The following is a 24,157-nucleotide window of genomic DNA, read 5'->3' as shown; positions in this document are numbered from 1 at the left end:
GTGAAGTGCAAAAAGTTATCGGTATAGATAATTTTTTGCACTTGTTTTTTTGTTTATTGGTAAAAACAGTAAATTGTCACTAATTTTTAAAAATTTGCTTTAGTTTATTATTTGATTAAATTCAGATTTGTTATACAATTCAATATGGAATATAAAAATGTGGAAATAGGAGGCATTTAATATGACTTCAATAAATGTTATTGGCGCTGGTCTAGCTGGGTCGGAAGCGGCTTATCAAATCGCCAAAAAAGGGATAAATGTTAACTTATATGAAATGAGGCCAGTCAAAAATACGCCAGCTCATCATACTGATAAATTTGCTGAATTAGTTTGTTCTAATTCTTTGAGAGGTAATCAACTTACAAATGCTGTTGGTGTTCTAAAGGAAGAAATGAGACAACTTGATTCACTTATTATAAGAGCTGCTGATAATGCACGTGTTCCTGCGGGAGGAGCATTGGCTGTAGATAGACATGATTTTGCGGGGTATATTACTGATACTTTAAGAAATCATCCTAACATAACTGTAATGAATGAAGAGATTACAAAAATACCTGATGGGCCAACAATTATAGCAACTGGACCTCTTACAACACAAAGTTTGACACAAGAAATTATCAATATTACTGGGGAAGAACAATTATATTTCTACGATGCAGCTGCACCAATCATTGAGAAAGATTCAATTGATATGGATAAAGTTTATTTGAAATCGCGCTATGATAAAGGTGACGCGGCATATTTAAATTGTCCAATGACAGAAGAAGAATTTGATAGATTTTATGAAGCGCTTATTCAAGCAGAAGTAGTACCTTTAAAGGAATTTGAGAAAGAAATTTATTTTGAAGGGTGTATGCCTTTTGAAGTCATGGCTGAAAGAGGTAAGAAAACTCTTTTATTTGGGCCAATGAAGCCAGTAGGTTTAGAAGATCCTAAGACGGGGAAACGTCCATATGCAGTGGTTCAATTACGACAAGATGATGCAGCAGGCACGCTATATAATATTGTAGGTTTTCAAACACATTTAAAATGGGGCGCTCAAAAAGAAGTGATTTCATTGATTCCTGGATTAGAAAATGTTGATATTGTACGTTATGGCGTTATGCATAGAAATACTTTCATTAATTCGCCGAACGCGTTAAAAGAAACTTACCAATTGAAATCACGTAATGACTTATTCTTCGCTGGTCAAATGACTGGAGTTGAAGGATACGTAGAAAGTGCAGCGAGTGGTTTAATTGCAGGTATTAATGCGAGTAAATTAGTATCGAATTTGGAACCAATAGTATTCCCAAGAGAAACAATTATTGGTAGTATGGCTTACTATATTACACATGCAAATAATAATAAAAACTTCCAACCGATGAATGCTAACTTTGGTCTCTTACCTACATTAGAAAAACGTATAAAAGATAAAAAAGAACGTTATGAAAAGCTAGCAAATCGTGCATTGAAACACTTAGATTCATTTAAAGTAATGTTATAGTAAATTATTTTAAGATTTATAATAATTGTGATACAATTCAGATAAATTGAGGAGTGAGTATAAATGCATGCTATAGAACAACAATTCTTAAATATGTTAATGTATGAAAAACACTTTTCTACGCATACATTGAATGCTTATGAACTTGATTTAATTGAATTTAACAATTTCTTGAAGACGGAACATTTGTCATTAAAAGAATTTGAATATAAGGATGCAAGGAGATACCTTGCATTTTTGTATGATAAAGAGCATAAACGTACAAGTGTATCACGTAAAATCTCAACACTGAGATCTTTATACCAATATTGGATGAGTGTAGACAGTGATATACAAAACCCGTTTATTCAACTTGTTCATCCTAAAAAAGAACATCATTTACCAAGTTTCTTCTATGAAGAAGAATTGGAAAAACTATTTGAAACATTAAATGATGGAAAAAGAACAAATATTAGAGACAAAGTCATATTGGAATTATTATATGCAACAGGAATTCGTGTTTCAGAATTAGTTCATATTCAATTAGATGATATAGATTTGGATTATTCTTTTGTGAAAGTATTAGGAAAAGGTAATAAAGAAAGAGTTGTTCCTTTTGGTGAATATTGTCAAAGTGCAATAATAGATTATATTGATAATTTTAGAAGTCAGTTAAAAATAGACCATGATTATTTAATTGTTAATATGCGTGGACAAGCTATTACTGAGCGTGGCATAAGATATGCTTTGAATGAAATTGTTAAACGTACTCAAGGCGTTTATCATATCCACCCCCATAAATTGCGCCATACATTCGCGACACATTTATTAAATCAAGGTGCAGATATGAGAACAGTTCAAAGTTTATTAGGTCATGAAAGTTTGTCTACAACGAGTCAATATACACATGTTACAAAAGATCAATTAAGAAAAGTATATTTATCTGCACATCCCCGTGCATAAAGGAGAATTAAAATGAGTTCAACATTACATGCTACAACAATATTTGCAATTAGACACAATGGACATTCTGCAATGGCAGGAGATGGACAAGTGACATTAGGCGAACAAGTTATCATGAAACAAACTGCTAGAAAAGTGCGTAGACTTTATCATGATAAAGTTGTTGCTGGTTTTGCTGGTAGTGTTGCCGATGCGTTTACATTATTTGAAAAATTTGAAGTTAAGTTACAAGAATATAGTGGTAATTTAACGAGAGCTGCTGTAGAGCTTGCCCAAGAGTGGAGAGGCGACAAAATGTTGCGTCAGTTAGAGGCAATGTTAATCGTTATGAATGAAACGGATCTACTTGTAGTAAGTGGTACTGGCGAAGTGATAGAACCTGATGATGGCATAATCGCCATCGGATCTGGTGGGAACTATGCGCTAAGCGCTGGTCGGGCATTGAAATCATATGCCCCTAATTTATCAGCTAGAGAAATTGCTGAAGCTTCATTGAATACTGCAGCAGATATTTGTGTATTTACTAACCATGAAATCAGAGTAGAAGAAATTTAAATGGAGGGTTCCAGGTTGTCACAAAATCAATTAAAAATGACACCACATGATATTGTTGATCGTTTAAATGATCACATCATTGGTCAACAAGATGCAAAACGAAAAGTTGCAATTGCATTAAGAAACAGATATAGAAGAAGTTTATTAGAAGAACAGTTAAGAAATGAAATCATCCCTAAAAATATATTGATGATTGGACCAACAGGTGTTGGTAAAACAGAAATTGCTAGAAGAATGGCTAGACTTGTAGGTGCACCATTTGTAAAAGTTGAAGCAACAAAATTCACAGAAGTCGGATATGTCGGACGTGATGTGGAAAGTATGATACGTGATTTAGTTGAAGTTGGTCGACGTATCGTTAAAGAAGAAAAGAAAAAAGGCGTATTAGAGGATGCAAAGAAAAAAGCGAATGAACGTTTAGTGAAACTACTCGTTCCGAGCATGAAGAAAAAAGCGCAAACTAATACAGGTAATCCATTAGAATCTTTATTCGGCGGTCAATTTCCAAACTTTAATCAACAACAAGAAGAGGAAGAAGCACCAACAGAAGAAATCAAAACAAAACGTGAAGATATAAAGAAACAACTTCTTAATGGAGAATTAGAAGAGGAAATAGTAAAAATTAAAGTAGAACAAGAACAACAATCATTAGGCATGATGGGTATGGAAAATAATCCGCAAATGCAAGACATGCTTTCTCAAATGATGCCGAAGAAAAAAATAGAAAGAAACTTGCCTGTTAAATCTGCTAGAAAAATCTTAATCGACGAAATTGCGAATGAATTAATCGATCAAGAATCAGTGAACGAAGAAGCAATTCAACTTACTGAACAAATGGGCATGGTCTTTATAGATGAAATTGATAAAATTGCTGTAAGTAATAACAGTGGTGGACAAGATGTTTCACGACAAGGTGTACAAAGAGATATTTTACCAATTGTTGAAGGTAGTGTAATCCAAACTAAATATGGTTCTGTGAATACTGAACATATTTTGTTTATTGGCGCAGGTGCCTTCCACATGTCGAAACCGAGCGATTTAATCCCAGAATTACAAGGGAGATTCCCAATTCGTGTTGAGTTAGAAAGTTTAACTACAGAAGATTTTGTGAAAATATTAAAAGAACCAAAACAATCTCTTCTTGAACAATATAAAGCATTACTTGAAACTGAAATGGTTACTATAAACTTTACAGATGATGCAATTAACAGATTAGCTGAGATTGCATTCCAAGTTAATCAAGAAACAGATAATATTGGTGCTCGAAGATTACACACGATATTAGAAAAAATGTTAGAAGACTTATCTTTTGAAGCTTCTAATATGCCAAATGCAGTAGTAGATATTACACCTGAATATGTAAATCAAAAATTAGAATCAATCGCAACGAATAAAGATTTAAGTGCATTTATATTATAAAAAAAGGAGCAAAAATTAAATGAGTTTATTATCAAAGACAAGAGAATTAAATACATTACTACAAAAACATAAAGGGATAGCTGTAGATTTTAAAGACATGGCTAAAACAATAAGTGATGTAACAGTAACAAATGTTTTTATCGTTTCAAGAAGAGGTAAAATTTTAGGTTCAAGTTTAAATGAATTATTAAGCAATGATAGAATTATACAAATGTTAGAAGATAGACATATACCAAAAGAATACACTGACCAATTAATGCACGTAAGCCAAACTAAAGAAAACATTGGAATTGATGATGTGTTAACTGTTTTCCCACCAGAAAACAAAGAATTATTTGAAGATAGCCAAACAACTATTTTCCCAATTTTAGGTGGCGGTGAACGCTTAGGTACATTGGTTGTTGGACGTGTTACTCAAGACTTTAACGATAACGATTTAGTTTTAGGTGAATATGCAGCGACTGTTATCGGTATGGAAATATTAAGAGAAAAGCATAACGAAATTGAACAAGAAGCTCGAGATAAAGCTGCTATTAATATGGCAATCAACTCTTTATCTTATTCTGAAAGAGAAGCAATTGAACATATCTTTGAAGAATTAGGTGCTCCAGAAGGATTACTAGTTGCATCTAAAGTAGCTGACCGTGTTGGTATAACTAGATCAGTTATTGTAAATGCTTTAAGAAAACTTGAAAGTGCTGGCGTTATTGAATCACGCTCGTTAGGTATGAAGGGTACGTTCATAAGAATTAAAAAAGAACGTTTCTTAGATGAGTTAGGAATAACTAAATAAAAATACTTGATGAGTCAAGCTAAATATGATATATTTAACAACGGCTGAAAAAGCCAAATTCACACATATTCACGTAAATTATAGTTTGGTGCAACATTTTGATTGTTGTTACTATAATATGTGATTATGGCGGAATAAAACCAATTAGGAGGAATTTATTATGGCAGTTATCTCAATGAAACAATTGCTAGAAGCAGGAGTTCACTTCGGTCACCAAACACGCCGTTGGAACCCAAAAATGAAAAAGTATATCTTTACTGAAAGAAACGGTATCTACATTATCGACCTACAAAAAACAGTTAAAAAAGTTGATGAAGCATACAACTTTATTAAATCTGTTTCAGAAGAAGGCGGTAAAGTATTATTCGTAGGTACTAAAAAACAAGCACAAGAGTCAGTTAAAGAAGAAGCTGAACGTGCTGGTCACTACTACGTTAACCAAAGATGGTTAGGTGGTATCTTAACTAACTATAAAACAATTTCTAAACGTGTAAAACGTATTTCTGAAATTGAAAAAATGGAAGAAGACGGTACATTTGATGTACTACCTAAAAAAGAAGTTGTAGAAATTAAAAAAGAATACGACCGTTTAATCAAATTCTTAGGCGGTATTCGTGATATGAAATCAATGCCTCAAGCATTATTCGTAGTTGACCCTCGTAAAGAGCGTAACGCAATTGCTGAAGCACACAAATTAAACATTCCAATCGTTGGTATTGTTGATACAAACTGTGATCCAGATGAAATCGACTATGTTATCCCTGCGAACGATGATGCTATCCGTGCTGTTAAATTGTTAACTGGTAAAATGGCAGATGCTATTATTGAAGGTCAACAAGGCGTTTCAAATGAAGATGTTGCTGAAGAGCAAAACATCGACTTAAACGAAACTGAACAAGCACCTAAAGAAGAATCAACTGAAACTACTGAAGCATAATTTCAAAAAGGTGATAAGGTTCTATAACTTATCACCTTTTTTTAGAAAGAATTACTAAATTTTTTATAATTGATTATTTATATAAATGGAGGAATTTAATATGGCTATATCAGCTAAACTTGTCAAAGAATTACGTGAAAAAACTGGCGCAGGTATGATGGACTGTAAAAAAGCTTTAACAGAAACAGATGGTGACATCGATAAAGCGGTAGACTTTTTACGTGAAAAAGGAATTGCTAAAGCAGCTAAAAAAGCTGACCGTGTAGCAGCAGAAGGTACAACATATGTTGCTTCTAAAGGTAACGAAGCTGTAATCCTTGAATTAAACTCTGAAACTGACTTTGTTGCTCGTAACGAAGGTTTCCAAAACTTAGTAAAAGAAATGGCTGATCATATTCTTGAAGTTAAACCAGCTGATGTTGATGAATTAAACGCTTCTAAATTAGCTAATGGACAAACTGTAGAAGAAAAAATGAATGAAGCTATTTCAACTATTGGTGAAAAATTAACTTTACGTAGATTCACTATAAAAACTAAAACAGATAACGATGCATTCGGCGAATACCTACACATGGGTGGACGTATCGGTGTGTTAACTCTTGTTGAAGGTTCTACTAATGCTGAAGCTGCTAAAGACGTTGCTATGCACATCGCAGCTTTAAACCCTAAATTTGTTTCTCGTGACCAAGTTTCTGAAGAAGAATTAGAGCACGAAAAAGAAATTCTTAAACAACAAGCATTAAACGAAGGCAAACCTGAAAATATCGTTGAAAAAATGGTAGAAGGTAGAATGCGTAAATATTTAGAAGAAATCTGTGCTGTAGACCAAGCATTTGTTAAAAACCCAGATCAAACTGTTGCTGAATTCTTGAAAACAGATGGCGGCGTGCTTGTAGATTTCGTTCGTTACGAAGTTGGGGAAGGTATCGAAAAACGTTCTGATAACTTTGCTGATGAAGTAAAAGGACAAATGGGAGGTAACTAAGGTTACCTTTTGAAAGAAGACACGTCTTGTGTCTTCTTTCGTTATATTAAGACCTAATTATAAGCATAGAGAGGGATCGAGATGACAAAAAATTCTAAATATAAACGCGTCGTTCTTAAATTAAGTGGAGAAGCCTTAGCCGGAGATTCAGGTTTTGGTATTAACCCAGTTGTAATAAAAAGTATTGCTCAACAAGTTTCAGAAGTAGCTCAAATGGACTGCGAAGTTGCAGTTATTGTTGGTGGCGGAAACATTTGGAGAGGAAAAACAGGTAGCGATTTAGGGATGGATCGCGGTACAGCTGATTATATGGGTATGTTGGCGACAGTAATGAATGCTCTAGCTTTACAAGACAGTTTAGAACAATTGGACTGTGATACAAGAGTATTAACATCAATAGAAATGAAACAAGTTGCAGAGCCTTATATTAGAAGACGTGCAATCCGTCATTTAGAAAAAAAGAGAGTCGTTATATTTGCAGCAGGTATCGGCAATCCGTATTTCTCAACTGATACAACTGCAGCATTAAGAGCTGCTGAAGTTGAAGCTGATGTTATCTTAATGGGTAAAAATAATGTAGATGGTGTTTATTCTGCTGACCCTAAAAAAGATCCTAATGCAGAAAAATACGAAAGATTGACATATATTCAAATGTTACAAGAAGGATTACAAGTGATGGATTCAACTGCATCATCGTTTTGTATGGACAACGACATCCCACTTGTTGTATTCTCGATAATGGAAGAAGGAAATATTAAACGTGCTGTTCAAGGTGAAGAAATCGGTACGATTATTACAAAATAAACACGAGGTGTAAATTCCATGGCAGATGTTATTAAAGAAACAAAGTCAAAAATGAATAAAACAATAGAAAGCTTTAGTAGAGATTTAGCTGGGATTAGAACTGGTCATGCAAATGCGAATCTTTTAGACAGAGTGAATGTTGAGTATTATGGTGTACCAACACCAATTCAACAATTAGCTGGTATATCTGTACCAGAAGCTCGTTTGTTAGTTGTTCAACCATATGATAAATCTTCTGTTGAAGATGTATTGAAAGCAATTAATGCAGCAAATCTTGGGGTAAACCCAACAAGTGATGGTACAGTAATTAGAATCACTGTTCCTGCATTAACTGAAGAAAGAAGAAAAGAATTAGTTAAAGAAGCTAAAAAAGAAGCTGAAAACGCTAAAGTTGCAATCCGTAATGTAAGACGTGATTCAAACGAAGACTTGAAAAAACAAGAAAAAAATGGCGACATTTCAGAAGATGACTTAAGAACTCAAACTGACAAAGTTCAAGAAGTAACAGACGACTTCATTAAGCAAATAGATGACTTAACTACTGAAAAAGAAAAAGATATTCTAGAAATCTAAAGATATGGGCTGTACCAAATCAGACTTTGGTACAGTTTTTTTCTTTATATACACAGAATGCTTCTTTTTGTGATAAAATGTATTACGATATGTTTAATTCAAATACATATAAATTCGCGTTTGTTTGATGGAGGACGCTATGATAAAAAAGTTTATAAAGCAAAAACAACAAATAAATAATGATAATATTTTAACTATTCCAGAACATATAGCAATCATAATGGATGGAAATGGACGATGGGCTAAAAATAAAAAAATGCCCCGAATAAAAGGCCATTATGAAGGGATGCAAACTGTTAAAAAAATCACGAGAAAAGCTAATGATTTAGGTGTGAAATACTTAACGTTATATGCTTTTTCAACTGAAAATTGGAGTAGACCCGAAGACGAAGTCAATTATATTATGAAATTGCCAGTAGATTTCTTAAAAACATTTTTACCAGAACTAATCGAAAAAAATGTAAAAGTATCGACTATAGGTTTTTCAGATCAATTGCCGAATCATACTAAAAAAGCAATAAATGAGGCAATTAATAAAACAAAAGATAATACAGGATTAAATTTAATTTTTGCTTTAAATTACGGTGGAAGAGCAGAAATTTTAAATGCAGTTAAAAAACTATATCAAGAAATCGATGCGGGTCGTATGTCTATAGATGATTTAACAGAAAAAAATATAGAGGATAATTTATTTACTTCAGACATTCCTGATCCAGAATTATTAATACGTACATCTGGAGAGGAAAGATTGAGTAATTTCTTAATATGGCAATCATCATATAGTGAATTTGTATTTACTAAAACACTATGGCCAGATTTCGATGAACAATCACTTATAGATTGTTTAAAAATTTATCAGTCAAGACAACGTAGGTTTGGTGGGCTGTAAAGGAGAAAAAAATGAAAACAAGAACAATATCCGCAATCGTTGCGTTGGCTGTATTTCTCCCAGTTGTAATTTATGGGGGAGTACCTGTCATAATACTCGCTTATTTACTTGCGTTAATTGCGCTCAAAGAAATACTAAATATGAATAATTTAACGATTATTTCAATACCGGGCTTTTTGTCGGTTGCTTCATTATGTATTATTTTATTACCGCAAGAGCTTATACAACACAATATAGAATTTCAACTACAATTGTTGATTATTATGAGCTTCTTGATGTTAAGCTACACTGTTATGTCTAAGAACAGGTTTAATTTTATGGACGCTGCTTTTTGTACGCTCTCAGTTGTTTATATAGGTATTGGCTTTATGTATTTTTACGAAACTAGAGAGCATGGTTTACACTTCATACTGTTCGCATTATTAGTCGTATGGTTAACAGATACAGGTGCATATATATTTGGTCGATTGTTTGGTAAACATAAATTATGGCCTCTTATAAGTCCAAATAAGACTATTGAAGGTTTTATTGGCGGTATTATTTCTAGCTTAATTGTTGCTGTTATTTTTGGACAATCTTTTGATATGCATGTATCATTATGGTTACTTATTCCATTAACGATGTTATTAAGCATGTTTGGACAATTAGGCGATTTAGTGGAATCAGGGTTGAAGCGTCATTTTGGTGTGAAAGACTCAGGGAATGTTATGCCAGGACATGGTGGTATACTTGATAGGTTTGATAGCTTTATCTTTGTCTTACCTTTATTGAACTTATTCCTATTTCAAATGTAAGATGAGGTGAATCAAGTGAAAAACATTGCTATTTTAGGAGCAAGTGGCTCGATTGGTCAACAAGCGTTAGATGTTATAAGAGAGCATGCAACTGATTTTAATTTAGTTGCATTTTCTGTTGGAAAAAATATCGCGTACGCACAGAATATTATAAACGAGTTCAAACCTGATATCGTATCTGTACAATATGAAGAAGATATAGAAAAACTTAGCCATTTAGATGTAGAAATAGTTTACGGTGATAAAGGGTTATTAGCAGTTTCAACATATCACAAAACAGATTTGTTATTGAATTCAATTCTAGGTAGTATAGGTTTAAAGCCGACAATGGCTGCTATTGAAGCTGGAATTGATATTGCTTTAGCTAATAAAGAAACTTTAGTAGTGGCTGGCGAACTTGTTATGAACAAAGCGAAAGAAAAAAACGTTAAAATATTGCCTGTCGATTCTGAGCATTCTGCTATATTCCAATGTTTACACGGTGAAAATAATCAAAATATTAATAAGCTTATCATTACAGCAAGTGGTGGTTCGTTTAGAGATTTAACTCGAGATGAGTTGAAAGATGTTACGTTAGAAGATGCTTTAAATCATCCTAATTGGTCTATGGGTCAAAAAATCACAATTGATTCAGCAACTATGATGAATAAAGGTCTGGAAGTCATTGAGGCTAAATGGTTATTTGATTTAAATATCGATCAAATAGAAACGATACTCCATAAAGAGAGTATTATACATTCTATGGTTGAATTTAATGATTCTAGCATTATAGCACAGCTTGGTACCCCTGATATGAGAACGCCTATCCAATATGCTTTTACATATCCAAATAGAGCACCTAGAGATGCAGAGAGGCTTAATTTAGCACAAATAGGTCAACTAAATTTCAAAGAGATGGATTTTAATAGATTTAAATGTATTAAATTGGCTTATAAAGCACTTAGTATAGGTGGTACGATGCCAGTAGTGTTAAACGCTGTGAATGAAGTAGCAGTAGGGAAGTTTTTGAATAAGGAAATATCATTTTTAGATATAGAACGAATGATAGAGAAAGAAATGAAAGAGCATCAAGTAATAGCATCTCCAGATTTAGATACTATTTTAAAAATTGATGCAGCATATAAATCTAAGGATTACGGGGTGTAAGCGTGATTTATACAATATTAGCATTTATATTTGTATTTGGTCTCTTAGTTACAGTACATGAATATGGCCATATGTTTTTTGCTAAGCGAGCGGGCATTATGTGCCCTGAATTTGCTATAGGCATGGGCCCGAAAATATATTCTTATAAGAAAAATGAGACGTTGTATACGATTAGACTATTACCTGTTGGTGGTTATGTCAGAATGGCCGGTGATGGCTTAGAACAAAATCCACTAACACCTGGTATGCACATCGCAATTAAATTGAATGATCAAAATGAAATTACTCATGTTATTATGGACGACCAACATAAATTCCAACAAATTGAGCATATAGAAATTAAAGATAGCGATTTTGAAAAGGATATTTATATTGAAGGTATAACTGCAAGTGATGAAGAAAGACATCATTTTAAAATTGCGAGAGAAGCATATTTTGTTCAAAATGGTGATTTAATTCAAATAGCACCTAAAGATAGACAATTAATGAGTAAAAAGCCTTACCAAAGATTTTTAACATTGTTTGCAGGGCCATTATTCAACTTTATTTTAGCTCTAGTTATTTTTATAGGTTTAGCTTATTGGAATGGCGTACCTACAAATGACCCTGTGTTTGGTGATTTAGAAAAAGGTGGTCCTGCACAAACAGCAGGTATTAAAAAGGGCGATGAAATAAAGACAGTTGATGGTAAGAAAATAGATAAGTTTACCGATATTCAACCAATATTTAAAGAAAAGAAAGAAAAACCAGTTGAAATAAAAGTAGATCGTGATGGTCAGGAAAAATCTTTTAAAGTTGCAGCTGAAAAACAAAAATTAGAAGTAGCGAAAGATGAGTACGAAACAAAATATATGATTGGTGTAGCCCAACCTACTGAACATACTGTATTTGGGCCACTATTAGCAGGTATTGAAAAAACTGTAGTAGCAGGTAAAGTTATTTTCTTAGCAGTAACTAATTTGATAGGCAGTATATTTACAGGTGACTTCTCGTTTGACATGTTGAATGGCCCAGTCGGAATATACAGTAATGTCGATACAGTTGTTAAACAAGGATTTGTTACATTAATGGGCTTTACAGCTTTACTAAGTGTTAACTTAGGTATAATGAATTTACTACCAATACCAGCTTTGGATGGTGGTAGATTGCTATTTGTTATATATGAAATGATATTTAGAAAGCCGATTAACAAGAAGGCCGAAATGGTAATGTTATCTATTGGGGCTGTATTTTTAATATTCGTGATGATTATGGTTACGTGGAATGACATTCAACGGTACTTCATGTAACGAACAGGAGGAAAAAAATGAAACAATCAAAAGTATTTATACCTACACTGAGAGAAGAACCAGCTGAAGCTGAATCAATCAGTCATAAATTTCTACTTAAATCTGGTATGATCAAACAAAATGCTAGAGGTATATATAGTTATTTACCTACTGCTAAACGTGTATTAAATAAAATTGAACGAATTGTTCGAGAAGAAATGGAAAGAATTGATGGCGTGGAAGTTCTAATGCCTGTACTTCAACCTTCAGAATTATGGGAAGAATCAGGTAGATGGGAAGCTTACGGTTCAGAATTAATGAGATTAAAAGACCGAAATAATCGTGACTTTGCTCTTGGACCAACACATGAGGAAATTATTACATCATTAGTACGTGATGAATTGAAATCATATAAACGTTTACCAATAACATTATTCCAAATTCAATCTAAATTTAGAGATGAAAAACGCCCACGTTTCGGTTTATTACGTGGAAGAGAGTTTATCATGAAGGATGCGTATTCTTTCCATTCTGATGAAGAGTCATTAGATGAAACATATAACGATATGTATAATGCGTATCATAATATATTTACTAGAGTTGGGCTGAAATTCAGACCTGTGTTAGCCGATTCCGGCGCAATTGGTGGCGATCATACACACGAATTTATGGCGTTAGCTGAAATTGGTGAAGACACAATCGTTTATAGTGATTCAACTGATTTTGCAGCAAATATTGAAAAAGCTGAAGTCGTGTATACACCAAACCCTGAACATACAGAAATTAAAGAATTAGAAAAAGTAGAAACACCTGATGTAAAAACTGCACAGGCGTTAGCAGACTTCTTAAATGTAACGTTAGATAGAATCATTAAATCTATGATTATTAAAGTTGATGACGAGTATGTCATGATATTAATTAGAGGTCATCATGAATTAAATGATGTTAAGTTGAAATCATTCTTTAAAACTGAAAATATTGAGTTAGCAACTGAAACAGAAATAGAAAATATTATGGGAGCAAAACCAGGTAGCTTAGGCCCAGTTAATGTTGATAAAATAAAAATTTATGCTGACCAATTTATACAAGATATTAATAACCTTGCAGTAGGTGCTAACGAAGATGGCTATCATTATTTAAATGCTAACGTTGATAGAGACTTTAAAGTTGAAGCATATGGTGACTTTAGATTTATACTTGAAGGTGAAGCTTTGCCTAATAACTTAGGGAATGCAAAATTCGCTGAAGGTATAGAGGTTGGACAGGTGTTTAAACTTGGTACAAAATATTCAGAAAGCATGAATGCTACATTCCTTAACGAGCAAGGAAGAGCACAACCATTAATTATGGGTTGCTACGGAGTAGGTATTTCTAGAACTTTATCAGCAGTTATAGAACAACACCATGATGATAATGGTATTATATGGCCAAAAGCAATTTCACCATATGATTTACATTTAATCGCAATTAATCCTAAACAGGAAGCACAAAAAGAACTTTCAGATCAAATATATGAACAATTAAGAGAGAAATTTGATGTTTTATATGATGATCGTAAAGAACGTGCTGGCGTTAAATTTAACGACGCTGATTTAATTGGATTACCTGTTCGTATTATGGTTGGTAAAAAGGCTTCTGAAGGTATAGTAGAAGTGAAACGCCGTGATAATACGGAAAGCCAAGAAGTACATGTTGATGAAATTGAAGAAGTAATCAAAGCATATTACGATGCAGTGAAATAAACTGATAAGAAATATAAAATCTGATATAATATAAGATATTTAAAGAGGCTAATATGAAAAATAGCCTCTTTTTCATTTTGATGAAGGTGGTCGTGCAATTGTCAATGACAGGAAAAGAAAAATTCCAAACGTTACTCACACAATTGAACATAACAGATGAACTTGATAAAGAAATAGTTGGACAAGGTGAATTAACACGTATAAATGTCTCTCAATCTAAAAGATTATGGCATTTTTATATAAAGTTACCATACTATTTATCAAGTGAAATGTATCTAGTTTTTACAAATCAACTGCAAAGTGTATTTCAAAGCATTGCACAAGTTGATTGGACAATTGAAGTGGAAAATAAGGAACAAATAGATGAGCATATCTTAAAATATATGCCACATTGTATAGATGGTACGGGTATTAGTGATAAAGTTAAACATCAGTTAAAACAAAAGCCTATTATTTTCTCTGATGATGTAGTTAAAGTGCAAGTGAATAATGATGTTGAACGTGATTATTTTGAAAAAAGAGTGAATGGCTCTTTAGTTCAAGCACTGAAGAAATGCGGATTTAACATCAGTCGTGTTGTATTTGAAACGATGGATAATGAAGAACAAATGAGAAGAGAGTTGGAATCATTTGAAGCTCATATTCAACAAGAAGATGAAGAAGCAGCACGCATTGCATCTGAGAAAATGGAAAGAATGAAGAAAGAGAAAGCCGAATCTGGCGGAGATGAAAATGCTGTTGCTAGATGTCAAATAGGTAAAGATATTACTGTAGATAGCATTAGAAAAATTGAAGATATTATTGAAGAAGAATTCAAAGTTGCACTAGAAGGTGTGATTTTTGATATAGAAATGAAAGAGTTGAAGAGTGGTAGACATATTGTAACGTTAAAAATTACAGACTACACAGATTCACTTATATTAAAAATGTTTACGCGCAAAGGTAAAGATGATTTAGAGCACTTCAAAGCGTTAAAAGTAGGTACTTGGGTTCGTGCTCAAGGTAGAATTGAACAAGATCAATTTATTAGAGATCTTGTCATGATGATGACAGATATACATGAAATTAAAAAAGCACCTAAACTTGATAAAGCACCAGATAAGCGTGTTGAGCTACATTTACATACATCAATGAGTCAAATGGATGGTATTACTCACATCGGTAAATACGTAGAACAAGCTGCTAAATGGGGTCATAAAGCAATCGCAATAACTGACCACAACGGTGTACAAGGATACCCAGATGCCCACGCAGCTGCGTTGAAAAATGATATAAAAATGATTTATGGCATGGAAGGTATGCTTGTCGATGACGGTGTACCAATTGCATATAAATCACAAGATATTCCTTTAAAGACAGCTACTTATATAGTATTTGACGTTGAGACTACGGGTTTATCCAGTCAATATGATCAAATTATTGAGTTAGCAGCAGTTAAAGTGAGAAATGGTGAAGTAGTAGACACATTTGAACGATTTTCAGATCCTGGTGAACGTTTATCAGAAACGATTAAAAACTTAACTGGAATTACAGATGAAATGCTTCAAGGACAACCGGATATAGAGACAGTTCTGAGAGATTTCCACGAATTTGTTGGGGATGCAATTTATATCGCCCATAACGCTTCGTTTGATATGGGCTTTATTGATACAGGTTTTGAAAAAATAGGTCTTGGTGCAACTAAAAATGCTGTTATCGATACATTAGAATTATCAAGAACTGTGAATACAGAGTATGGTAAACACGGGTTGAACTTCTTAGCTAAAAAGTATGGCGTCGAGTTAACTCAACACCATAGAGCTATTTACGATGCTGAAACAACAGCACATATTTTTATAAAAATGTTAAAACAGCTCGAAGAGTTAGAGGTATATAATCATAATGAAATTAATGACAGACTTTCCAATGACGAAGCGTATAAGAGAGCTAGACCATCTCATGTTACGTTAATCGTCCAAAACCAAGTTGGCCTTAAAAACTTATTCAAAATTGTAAGTGCTTCGTTAGTAGACTATTTTTATCGTACACCGCGAATACCGCGTTCATTATTAAATGAGCACCGAGAAGGTATACTTGTTGGAAGTGCGTGTGACGAAGGTGAAGTATTTACAACAGTTATGCAAAAAGACCAAAATGAAGTTGAAAAAGTAGCACAATATTATGATTATATTGAAGTTCAACCTAAAAGCCTGTACCAAGGTTTATTAGATAGAGAGCTTATAAAAGATAACGAAACAATGGAAGAAATTTATCATAGAATATTAAGTGTGGGCGAAAAATTAAACATTCCAGTTATTGCTACAGGAAATGCGCATTATTTATATGAACAAGATGCAATAGCTCGAAAAATACTTATCGCCTCACAGCCAGGTAATCCATTAAATCGTCAAACTTTACCTAAAGCACACTTTAGAACTACAGATGAAATGCTAGATGAGTTCCATTTCTTAGGTGAAGAGAAAGCTTATGAAATTGTCGTTAAGAATAGTAATGACTTAGCTGATCGTTTAGAAACTGTTGTACCAATTAAAGATGAGTTATATACACCGAATATGGAAGGTGCCAACGAAGAAATTCGAGAAATGAGTTACAATAATGCAAGAGCTTTATACGGAGAAGATTTACCACAAATCGTAATAGACCGTTTAGAGAAAGAACTTGAAAGTATTATTGGTAACGGATTTGCTGTTATTTATTTAATATCGCAAAGATTGGTTAAGAAGTCATTAAACGATGGATACCTAGTAGGGTCACGTGGTTCAGTCGGATCTAGCTTTGTAGCTACTATGACTGAAATTACAGAAGTTAACCCATTGCCACCACATTATATATGCCCTAAATGTAAAGAAAGTCACTTCTTTGACGATGGTTCTGTAGGTTCAGGATTCGACTTACCAGATAAAAAATGTGAAAAATGCGATGTCGAAATGATTAAAGAAGGACAAGATATTCCTTTTGAAACATTCTTAGGTTTCAAAGGAGACAAAGTACCGGATATTGACTTAAACTTTAGTGGTGAATATCAGCCTGAAGCACATAATTATACTAAAGAGTTATTTGGTGAAGATAAAGTATTCAGAGCTGGTACAATAGGTACAGTTGCCGAAAAGACTGCTTTCGGATATGTAAAAGGTTATTTAAACGACCAAGGTATTCATAAAAGAGGGGCAGAGGTTGACCGATTAGTTAAAGGTTGTACAGGTGTTAAGAGAACAACTGGTCAGCACCCAGGAGGTATTATTGTAGTACCTGACTATATGGATATATATGATTTTACACCGATACAATATCCAGCCGATGATCAAAAATCAGCGTGGAAAACAACACACTTTGACTTCCATTCTATTCACGATAATATTCTTAAATTGGATATACTTGGACACGATGATCCAACAATGATTAGAATGTTACAAGACTTATCCGGGATAGATCCTAAGACCATTCCAGTAGATGATAAAGAAACAATGAGAATTTTCAGTACGCCTGAATCATTAGGTGTAACTGAAGAAGATATTTTATGTAAAACTGGAACATTTGGCGTACCTGAATTTGGTACAGGCTTTGTTAGACAAATGCTAGAAGATACAAAACCAACGACATTCTCTGAACTTGTACAAATATCAGGATTATCTCACGGTACGGACGTTTGGTTAGGTAACGCACAAGATTTAATTAAAGCTGGTACTTGTGATTTATCAAGTGTTATCGGTTGTCGTGACGATATTATGGTTTATTTAATGTATAATGGGCTAGAACCGTCGCTTGCCTTTAAAATAATGGAGGCAGTGCGTAAAGGTAAAGGGTTAACAGACGAATTCGAAGAAGCTATGAAAGAAAATAATGTGCCTGATTGGTATTTAGACTCATGTAAAAAAATTAAGTACATGTTCCCTAAAGCCCACGCTGCTGCATATGTATTAATGGCTTTAAGAATTGCATACTTTAAAGTGCATTACCCACTTTACTATTACGCTAGTTACTTTACTGTACGTGCAACAGATTTTGATTTAAAAACTATGACTAGGGATAAAGAGTCAATTAAAACAGTAATAAAAGAATACTATAGCCGATTCCATGAATTAGCTAAAAAAGAAAAAGATGTATTGACTGTATTAGAAATCGCAAACGAAATGGCACACCGTGGATTTAGAATACAACCAGTTAGCTTGGAGAAAAGTGATTCATTTGAATTTAAGATTGAAGGAGATACTTTAATTCCTCCATTCATCGCTGTTCCAGGTCTAGGTGAAAACGTTGCGAAAAGAATCGTCGAAACAAGAGAAGAAGGACCGTTTTTAGCAAAAGAAGATTTAAATAAAAAAGCGGGTGTTTCTCAGAAAGTTATTGAGTATTTAGATGAGTTAGGTTCACTGCCAAATATGCCTGATAAAGCTCAGCTTTCTATTTTTGATTTGTAACGTATATCCTTGAGCATGCCTGATTTATGTGATATACTATTATTGCTTAAAATAATACTCTGACGTTAAAAGAGTGGGACCTTTCCCGCTCTTTTCTGTTTGTATTAAGAGGGAGGTCATTATGAGTAAAGTTGCAGCACAAGTTGAGGAAATTATTCAACCAATACTCGAAACGTTAAATTATGAATTAGTAGATGTAGAATACGTTAAAGAAGGGCAAGATTACTATCTACGTATTGCAATTGATAAAGACGGTGGCGTTGATTTAAACGATTGCACAATTGCCTCTGAAAAGATAAGTGAAGTTATGGATAAAGAAGACCCTATTAAAGAGCCGTATTTTATGGATGTATCTTCTCCAGGTGCGGAACGTCCGTTGAAAAAAGAAAAAGACTATCAAAATGCAATTGAGCAACCTGTATTTATCTCTTTATACGAACATGTTGAAGGAGATAAAGAATGGTTAGGCGTTTTAAAAGAAGTAACTGAAGAAACGATAACACTTGAAGTGAAAATTAAAACAAGAACTAAAAATGTCACGTTGCCTCGCAAAAAAATTGCAAAAGCACGTCGATCCGTAATGTTATAATATAAAGGAGGATACATTGTGAAAAGTAATGAATTATTACTTGCAATTGAATACCTTGAAAAGGAAAAAAGAATACCACGAGAGGTGTTAATTGATGCAATAGAAGCGGCTTTAATTACAGCTTATAAGAAAAATTACGATAGTGCCAAAAATGTTAGAATTGAATTAAATTTAGACGAAGGTACTTACAAAGTAATTTCTAGGAAAGATGTTGTTGAAGACGTTGAAGACTATAAAGGTCAAGTAGCTTTAGACACAGCTTTATTATCTAACCCAGCATATGAAATTGGAGATGTATACGAAGAAGACGTTACACCTAGAGATTTCGGTCGTGTCGGTGCACAAGCAGCAAAACAAGCTGTTATGCAACGTTTAAGAGATGCTGAAAGAGGAATTCTTTATGATGAATTTATCGATAAAGAAGATGATATTGTAACAGGTGTAATTGACCGTGTAGATCACCGTTATGTTTATGTTAATTTAGGTCGTACAGAAGCTGTACTTTCAGAAGCTGAAAGAAGTCCTAATGAACAATATTTACCGAACGAACGCATAAAAGTTTATGTAAACAAAGTTGAACAAACTACTAAAGGACCACAAATTTTTGTATCACGCACTCATCCAGGGCTTTTAAAACGTCTATTTGAGCAAGAAGTACCAGAAATATATGATGGTACTGTTATTGTTAAATCAGTAGCAAGAGAAGCTGGTGACCGTTCTAAAATCAGTGTAACATCAGATAATGGTGATATTGATGCTGTTGGTGCATGTGTTGGTGCTAAAGGTGTTCGTGTTGAAGCTGTAGTTAATGAATTAGGTGGAGAAAAAATTGATATTGTAGAATGGGACGAAGATCCAAGAGTGTTCGTAAGAAATGCTTTAAGTCCTTCTCAAGTTGTCGAAGTTTTAGTTGATGAAGAGAACCAATCTACAACAGTTGTTGTACCAGATTATCAATTATCTTTAGCTATTGGTAAAAGAGGGCAAAACGCACGTCTTGCTGCTAAATTAACTGGTTGGAAAATTGATATAAAATCAGAATCAGACGCAAGAGAAGCTGGAATTATTTCAACTGAAGAATCATAAAGTGAGGTGATTTTGTCATGAAAAAGAAAAAAATACCAATGCGCAAATGTATACTTTCAAATGAAATGAAACCTAAAAATGATATGATTCGTGTAGTAAAGAATAAAGAAGGCGAAATCAAAGCTGACGCTACAGGTAAAGCACCTGGACGTGGCGCATATGTTTCAAAAGATTTAGAAATCGTAGAAAAAGCACAAGAACAAGGTAAGTTGGAACGCTATTTTGATAGCAATAAATCAACACTTGAACCTGTGTATAAAGAAATCATTCGATTAATCTATCGAGAGCGTATACCTAAATGAATATAAGTAAAAAAGATCAAATTTTAAACCTTCTTGGACTAGCGACAAGAGCTAGAAAAATTAAGACTGGTGAAGAAATTGTTATAAGCGAAATAAGACGAGGAAATGTAAAACTTGTCATACTTTCAGAAGATGCTGCAGCAAACGTTACAAAAAATATAAAAAATAAATGTGCAACTTATCATGTAACACTTTTAACATTTGCTACACGCTTTGAATTAGGCTACGCAATTGGAAAAGAAAGCAGAGTGGTGTTGGGCATAACTGACATTGGATTTAGCAAGAAGCTAAAAACGATGATTCATGATTTTCATGAGGAGTGAGTATATGAGTAAAAAAAGAATATATGAGTATGCAAAAGAAGTTAACTTAAAGAGTAAAGATATTATAGATGAATTAAAGAAAAACGGTGTAGAAGTATCAAATCACATGCAAGCACTAGAGGAGAACGACATTAAAACATTAAATAAAGCGTTTAAAAAACAAGAGGCAACTAAGCCAGAAACAGCTAAAAAAGAACAAACAAGTACTCACGCAAATTCAAATTCAAATAAACCAAACAATAATCAATCAAATCAAAACAACAAGAACAATAAAAATAACAACAAGCCAAAAAATAAAAAACAACAAAAGAAAAATCAAAAGAATAATAAACAAAGTAACCAACAACAGCCTAAAGAAGTTGTACAAGAAACACCTTCATTAATTACTTATGAAGAAGGTATCACAGTTGGTGAACTATCTGAAAAAATTAATAAAGATGCTTCAGAAATTATTAAAAAATTATTCTTACTTGGTATTGTTGCGAACATTAACCAAGCATTAGACACTGAAACTGTAGAATTGATTTGTGCGGATTATGATATTGAAGCTGAATTAGAAGTACATGTTGATGCAACAGATTTAGAAAATTATTTCGAAGATGAAGAAGCTGATGATGCTCGATTAGTAGAACGTCCAGCAGTTGTAACAATTATGGGACACGTTGACCACGGTAAAACAACATTACTAGATTCAATTCGTCACACTCGTGTTACAGCTGGTGAAGCGGGCGGTATTACTCAACATATCGGTGCTTACCAAATCGAAAACAACGACAAAAAAATCACATTCTTAGATACACCAGGACATGCTGCGTTTACAACTATGCGTGCACGTGGTGCCCAAGTAACTGATATTACTGTATTAGTAGTAGCAGCTGATGATGGTGTAATGCCTCAAACTATTGAAGCGATTAACCATGCTAAAGCAGCAGAAGTACCTATTATTGTTGCAGTAAACAAAGTTGATAAACCAACAGCAAATCCAGACAGAGTAAAACAAGAACTTGGTGAGCATGGATTATTCCCTGAAGACTGGGGTGGCGATACAATATTCGTTCACTTATCTGCTATACAACGTGAAGGAATAGACGAATTGTTAGAAATGATTGGTCTAGTTTCTGAAATTGAAGAATTAAAAGCTAATCCTGACCGTGCAGCAGTTGGTACTGTAATCGAAGCAGAATTAGATAAATCTCGCGGACCTGCCGCTTCTTTATTAGTACAAAATGGTACATTAGAAGTTGGAGATTCACTTGTAGTTGGTAACACATATGGACGTGTACGTGCTATGGTGAGTGACTTAGGTAAGCGTATCAAAACAGCTGGGCCATCTACACCTGTTGAAATTACAGGTTTACATGATGTACCACAAGCTGGAGATAGATTTGTAGTATTCAAAAACGAAAAACAAGCTCGTCAAATTGGTGAAAAACGTCAACAAGAAAATATCTTGAAACAACGTCAAGATAGTAAGAGTGTTTCTTTAGATAACTTGTTCGAACAAATGAAACAAGGTGAAATGAAAGACTTAAATATTATTATTAAAGGTGATGTACAAGGTTCAGTAGAAGCTTTAGCAGCATCATTAATGAAAATTGACGTTGACGGTGTAAACGTACGTATTATTCATACAGCAGTAGGTGCAATTAACGCATCTGACGTTACATTGGCAGCAGCATCAAATGGTATTATTATTGGATTTAATGTAAGACCAGATGCAGGCGCTAAACGTGCAGCAGAAGAAGAAAACGTAGATATGAGATTACACCGCATTATCTATAAAGTAATCGAAGAAATCGAATCAGCTATGAAAGGATTATTAGATCCTGAATACGAAGAACAAGTAATTGGACAAGCTGAAGTACGTCAAACGTTCAAAGTATCAAAAGTTGGTACGATTGCAGGTAGTTATGTAACAGATGGTAAAATTACTAGAGATGCAAGCGTACGTATCATTCGTGACGGAATCGTAATCTTTGAAGGTGAATTAGATACATTAAAACGTTACAAAGATGACGCTAAAGAAGTTGCGACTGGATATGAATGTGGTATCACTATTGAAAAATTCAATGACATTAAAGAAGGCGACATTTTTGAAGCGTTCAAGATGGTTGAAATTGAAAGAAAATAATAATTATAAAAGCAGTGAAGAATCTATAAAGATAGATTCTTCACTGCTTTTTTTAGTTAAAAATGAGATGATATTTTTATACAATCTTCAATTTTGTTCGTGCATGCTTGCCTAGGGTATGGTTCGAGTCTGTAGTCTCTCACACATACTATTCCCTCGGGCGTCAGCACTTTACAAAATCGTGAATTAGGAATTGCCTTAATAGAAATAAATATAAGCAAAAGAGCTAGGGACATAAAACCTTAGCTCGTTTTGGATGAGCTTGATCAAAATAAAGAGTTGATATTTTAGTTGGATTTACAATTACGTAAATCCAATTATATGCGCCCTTATTGGATTTTCTACTTCAATAATCCAAGTACGCACACTTTTATTGGATATACTAAGACAATAATCCAAGTACGCACACTTTTATTGGATTTACTAAGACAATAATCCAACTAACCATACTCTTATTGGATTTACTCCGACAATAATCCAACTAAACATGCTCTTATTGTATTTTCTACTTCAATAATCCAAGTAGACACACTTTTATTGGATTTTCTATAACAATAATCCAAGTACACACGCTCTTATTGGATTTACTAAGACAATAATCCAAGTAACCGCAATCTTATTGGATTTTCTATAACAATAATCCAAGTAAATACACCTTTATTGGATTAACTAAGACAATAATCCAAGTAACCACACTCTTATTGGATTTATTAAGACAAAAATCCAAGTAACCACACCTTTATTGGATTTTCTATAACAATAATCCAAGTACGCACACTTTTATTGGATTTACTAAGACAATAATCCAACTAACCATACTCTTATTGGATTTACTCCGACAATAATCCAAGTAGACACACTTTTATTGGATTTACTAAGACAATAATCCAAGTAACCACACCTTTATTGGATTTTCTATAACAATAATCCAAGTACGCACACTTTTATTGGATTTACTAAGACAATAATCCAACT

20 protein-coding genes are annotated in these 24,157 nt (G+C 33.6%); all 20 read left to right on the top strand.

The annotated features are described in order from the left end of the window. Nucleotides 1-181: 181 nt before the first annotated feature. The gene (gene trmFO / locus LQ682_RS00100; protein WP_064211586.1) at nucleotides 182-1,486 is read left to right on the top strand and encodes an FADH(2)-oxidizing methylenetetrahydrofolate--tRNA-(uracil(54)-C(5))-methyltransferase TrmFO; all 1,305 of its coding nucleotides are present in this window, start codon (nucleotides 182-184) and stop codon (nucleotides 1,484-1,486) included. A 63-nt stretch (nucleotides 1,487-1,549) separates the two neighbouring features. Beyond that, nucleotides 1,550-2,428, top strand: a complete 879-nt coding sequence (xerC, locus tag LQ682_RS00095) for a tyrosine recombinase XerC (protein WP_239723638.1) — start codon at nucleotides 1,550-1,552, stop codon at nucleotides 2,426-2,428. 12 nt (nucleotides 2,429-2,440) lie between these two features. Further along, nucleotides 2,441-2,983 (top strand): ATP-dependent protease subunit HslV, encoded by a 543-nt coding sequence (hslV, locus tag LQ682_RS00090; RefSeq protein ID WP_016998606.1) that lies wholly within the window; start codon nucleotides 2,441-2,443, stop codon nucleotides 2,981-2,983. A gap of 36 nt (nucleotides 2,984-3,019) precedes the next feature. Next, a complete protein-coding gene (gene hslU, locus LQ682_RS00085; protein ID WP_369964561.1) occupies nucleotides 3,020-4,402 on the top strand; it encodes an ATP-dependent protease ATPase subunit HslU in 1,383 nt (460 codons plus the stop codon). Between the two features lie 19 nt (nucleotides 4,403-4,421). Further along, nucleotides 4,422-5,195 carry a GTP-sensing pleiotropic transcriptional regulator CodY gene (gene codY, locus LQ682_RS00080; protein WP_016998608.1) on the top strand — a complete coding sequence of 258 codons (774 nt, stop codon included), beginning with the start codon at nucleotides 4,422-4,424 and terminating at the stop codon, nucleotides 5,193-5,195. A 160-nt stretch (nucleotides 5,196-5,355) separates the two neighbouring features. Beyond that, nucleotides 5,356-6,132, top strand: coding sequence for a 30S ribosomal protein S2 (gene rpsB / locus LQ682_RS00075; protein ID WP_016998609.1), 777 nt, complete (start codon nucleotides 5,356-5,358; stop codon nucleotides 6,130-6,132). Nucleotides 6,133-6,232: 100 nt separating this feature from the next. Further along, nucleotides 6,233-7,117, top strand: a complete 885-nt coding sequence (tsf, locus tag LQ682_RS00070; protein WP_016998610.1) for a translation elongation factor Ts — start codon at nucleotides 6,233-6,235, stop codon at nucleotides 7,115-7,117. 81 nt (nucleotides 7,118-7,198) lie between these two features. Then, a complete protein-coding gene (gene pyrH / locus LQ682_RS00065) occupies nucleotides 7,199-7,921 on the top strand; it encodes a UMP kinase (RefSeq protein ID WP_016998611.1) in 723 nt (240 codons plus the stop codon). 18 nt (nucleotides 7,922-7,939) lie between these two features. Next, complete coding sequence (gene frr, locus LQ682_RS00060) at nucleotides 7,940-8,494, top strand: ribosome recycling factor (protein ID WP_016998612.1); 555 nt, start codon at nucleotides 7,940-7,942, stop codon at nucleotides 8,492-8,494. 139 nt (nucleotides 8,495-8,633) lie between these two features. Further along, entirely contained in the window at nucleotides 8,634-9,383 is a 750-nt protein-coding gene (locus tag LQ682_RS00055; protein ID WP_016998613.1) for an isoprenyl transferase, read from the top strand. An 11-nt stretch (nucleotides 9,384-9,394) separates the two neighbouring features. After that, nucleotides 9,395-10,177, top strand: coding sequence for a phosphatidate cytidylyltransferase (locus tag LQ682_RS00050; protein WP_064204030.1), 783 nt, complete (start codon nucleotides 9,395-9,397; stop codon nucleotides 10,175-10,177). Between the two features lie 15 nt (nucleotides 10,178-10,192). Beyond that, nucleotides 10,193-11,323, top strand: coding sequence for a 1-deoxy-D-xylulose-5-phosphate reductoisomerase (gene dxr, locus LQ682_RS00045; RefSeq protein ID WP_239723637.1), 1,131 nt, complete (start codon nucleotides 10,193-10,195; stop codon nucleotides 11,321-11,323). A 2-nt stretch (nucleotides 11,324-11,325) separates the two neighbouring features. Beyond that, complete coding sequence (rseP, locus tag LQ682_RS00040; protein WP_239703974.1) at nucleotides 11,326-12,612, top strand: RIP metalloprotease RseP; 1,287 nt, start codon at nucleotides 11,326-11,328, stop codon at nucleotides 12,610-12,612. Nucleotides 12,613-12,629: 17 nt separating this feature from the next. Next, on the top strand, nucleotides 12,630-14,333 hold the full coding sequence (locus LQ682_RS00035) for a proline--tRNA ligase (RefSeq protein WP_064211583.1): 1,704 nt from the start codon (nucleotides 12,630-12,632) through the stop codon (nucleotides 14,331-14,333). A gap of 98 nt (nucleotides 14,334-14,431) precedes the next feature. Next, nucleotides 14,432-18,751: a PolC-type DNA polymerase III gene (locus tag LQ682_RS00030; RefSeq protein WP_016998618.1), complete on the top strand. Its 4,320-nt coding sequence runs from the start codon at nucleotides 14,432-14,434 to the stop codon at nucleotides 18,749-18,751. 121 nt (nucleotides 18,752-18,872) lie between these two features. Then, the gene (gene rimP / locus LQ682_RS00025; protein ID WP_016998619.1) at nucleotides 18,873-19,340 is read left to right on the top strand and encodes a ribosome maturation factor RimP; all 468 of its coding nucleotides are present in this window, start codon (nucleotides 18,873-18,875) and stop codon (nucleotides 19,338-19,340) included. A gap of 18 nt (nucleotides 19,341-19,358) precedes the next feature. After that, a complete protein-coding gene (gene nusA, locus LQ682_RS00020; RefSeq protein ID WP_016998620.1) occupies nucleotides 19,359-20,426 on the top strand; it encodes a transcription termination factor NusA in 1,068 nt (355 codons plus the stop codon). A gap of 17 nt (nucleotides 20,427-20,443) precedes the next feature. After that, nucleotides 20,444-20,728 carry an RNase P modulator RnpM gene (rnpM, locus tag LQ682_RS00015; RefSeq protein WP_064204026.1) on the top strand — a complete coding sequence of 95 codons (285 nt, stop codon included), beginning with the start codon at nucleotides 20,444-20,446 and terminating at the stop codon, nucleotides 20,726-20,728. After that, nucleotides 20,725-21,051, top strand: a complete 327-nt coding sequence (locus tag LQ682_RS00010) for a ribosomal L7Ae/L30e/S12e/Gadd45 family protein (RefSeq protein WP_016998622.1) — start codon at nucleotides 20,725-20,727, stop codon at nucleotides 21,049-21,051. Before rnpM ends, LQ682_RS00010 begins: the two co-directional genes overlap by 4 nt. A gap of 4 nt (nucleotides 21,052-21,055) precedes the next feature. Beyond that, entirely contained in the window at nucleotides 21,056-23,182 is a 2,127-nt protein-coding gene (infB, locus tag LQ682_RS00005; protein ID WP_064211581.1) for a translation initiation factor IF-2, read from the top strand. The last annotated feature ends 975 nt before the right edge of the window (nucleotides 23,183-24,157 follow it).

Source organism: Mammaliicoccus sp. A-M4 (assembly GCF_022386955.1).
GTDB classification, from domain to species: domain Bacteria; phylum Bacillota; class Bacilli; order Staphylococcales; family Staphylococcaceae; genus Mammaliicoccus; species Mammaliicoccus lentus.
This window is presented reverse-complemented; position numbering and strand designations above follow the sequence as displayed.

What these genes read in the sequence shown, in the direction of transcription:
- xerC (WP_239723638.1), top strand. Translation starts at nt 1,550, where the DNA reads ATGCATGCTATAGAACAACAATTCTTAAATATGTTAATGTATGAAAAA.
- LQ682_RS00010 (WP_016998622.1), top strand. Translation starts at nt 20,725, where the DNA reads ATGAATATAAGTAAAAAAGATCAAATTTTAAACCTTCTTGGACTAGCG.
- codY (WP_016998608.1), top strand. Translation starts at nt 4,422, where the DNA reads ATGAGTTTATTATCAAAGACAAGAGAATTAAATACATTACTACAAAAA.
- rnpM (WP_064204026.1), top strand. Translation starts at nt 20,444, where the DNA reads ATGAAAAAGAAAAAAATACCAATGCGCAAATGTATACTTTCAAATGAA.
- hslU (WP_369964561.1), top strand. Translation starts at nt 3,020, where the DNA reads ATGACACCACATGATATTGTTGATCGTTTAAATGATCACATCATTGGT.
- LQ682_RS00050 (WP_064204030.1), top strand. Translation starts at nt 9,395, where the DNA reads ATGAAAACAAGAACAATATCCGCAATCGTTGCGTTGGCTGTATTTCTC.
- infB (WP_064211581.1), top strand. Translation starts at nt 21,056, where the DNA reads ATGAGTAAAAAAAGAATATATGAGTATGCAAAAGAAGTTAACTTAAAG.
- hslV (WP_016998606.1), top strand. Translation starts at nt 2,441, where the DNA reads ATGAGTTCAACATTACATGCTACAACAATATTTGCAATTAGACACAAT.
- trmFO (WP_064211586.1), top strand. Translation starts at nt 182, where the DNA reads ATGACTTCAATAAATGTTATTGGCGCTGGTCTAGCTGGGTCGGAAGCG.
- frr (WP_016998612.1), top strand. Translation starts at nt 7,940, where the DNA reads ATGGCAGATGTTATTAAAGAAACAAAGTCAAAAATGAATAAAACAATA.
- LQ682_RS00035 (WP_064211583.1), top strand. Translation starts at nt 12,630, where the DNA reads ATGAAACAATCAAAAGTATTTATACCTACACTGAGAGAAGAACCAGCT.
- LQ682_RS00055 (WP_016998613.1), top strand. Translation starts at nt 8,634, where the DNA reads ATGATAAAAAAGTTTATAAAGCAAAAACAACAAATAAATAATGATAAT.
- rimP (WP_016998619.1), top strand. Translation starts at nt 18,873, where the DNA reads ATGAGTAAAGTTGCAGCACAAGTTGAGGAAATTATTCAACCAATACTC.
- tsf (WP_016998610.1), top strand. Translation starts at nt 6,233, where the DNA reads ATGGCTATATCAGCTAAACTTGTCAAAGAATTACGTGAAAAAACTGGC.
- rpsB (WP_016998609.1), top strand. Translation starts at nt 5,356, where the DNA reads ATGGCAGTTATCTCAATGAAACAATTGCTAGAAGCAGGAGTTCACTTC.
- pyrH (WP_016998611.1), top strand. Translation starts at nt 7,199, where the DNA reads ATGACAAAAAATTCTAAATATAAACGCGTCGTTCTTAAATTAAGTGGA.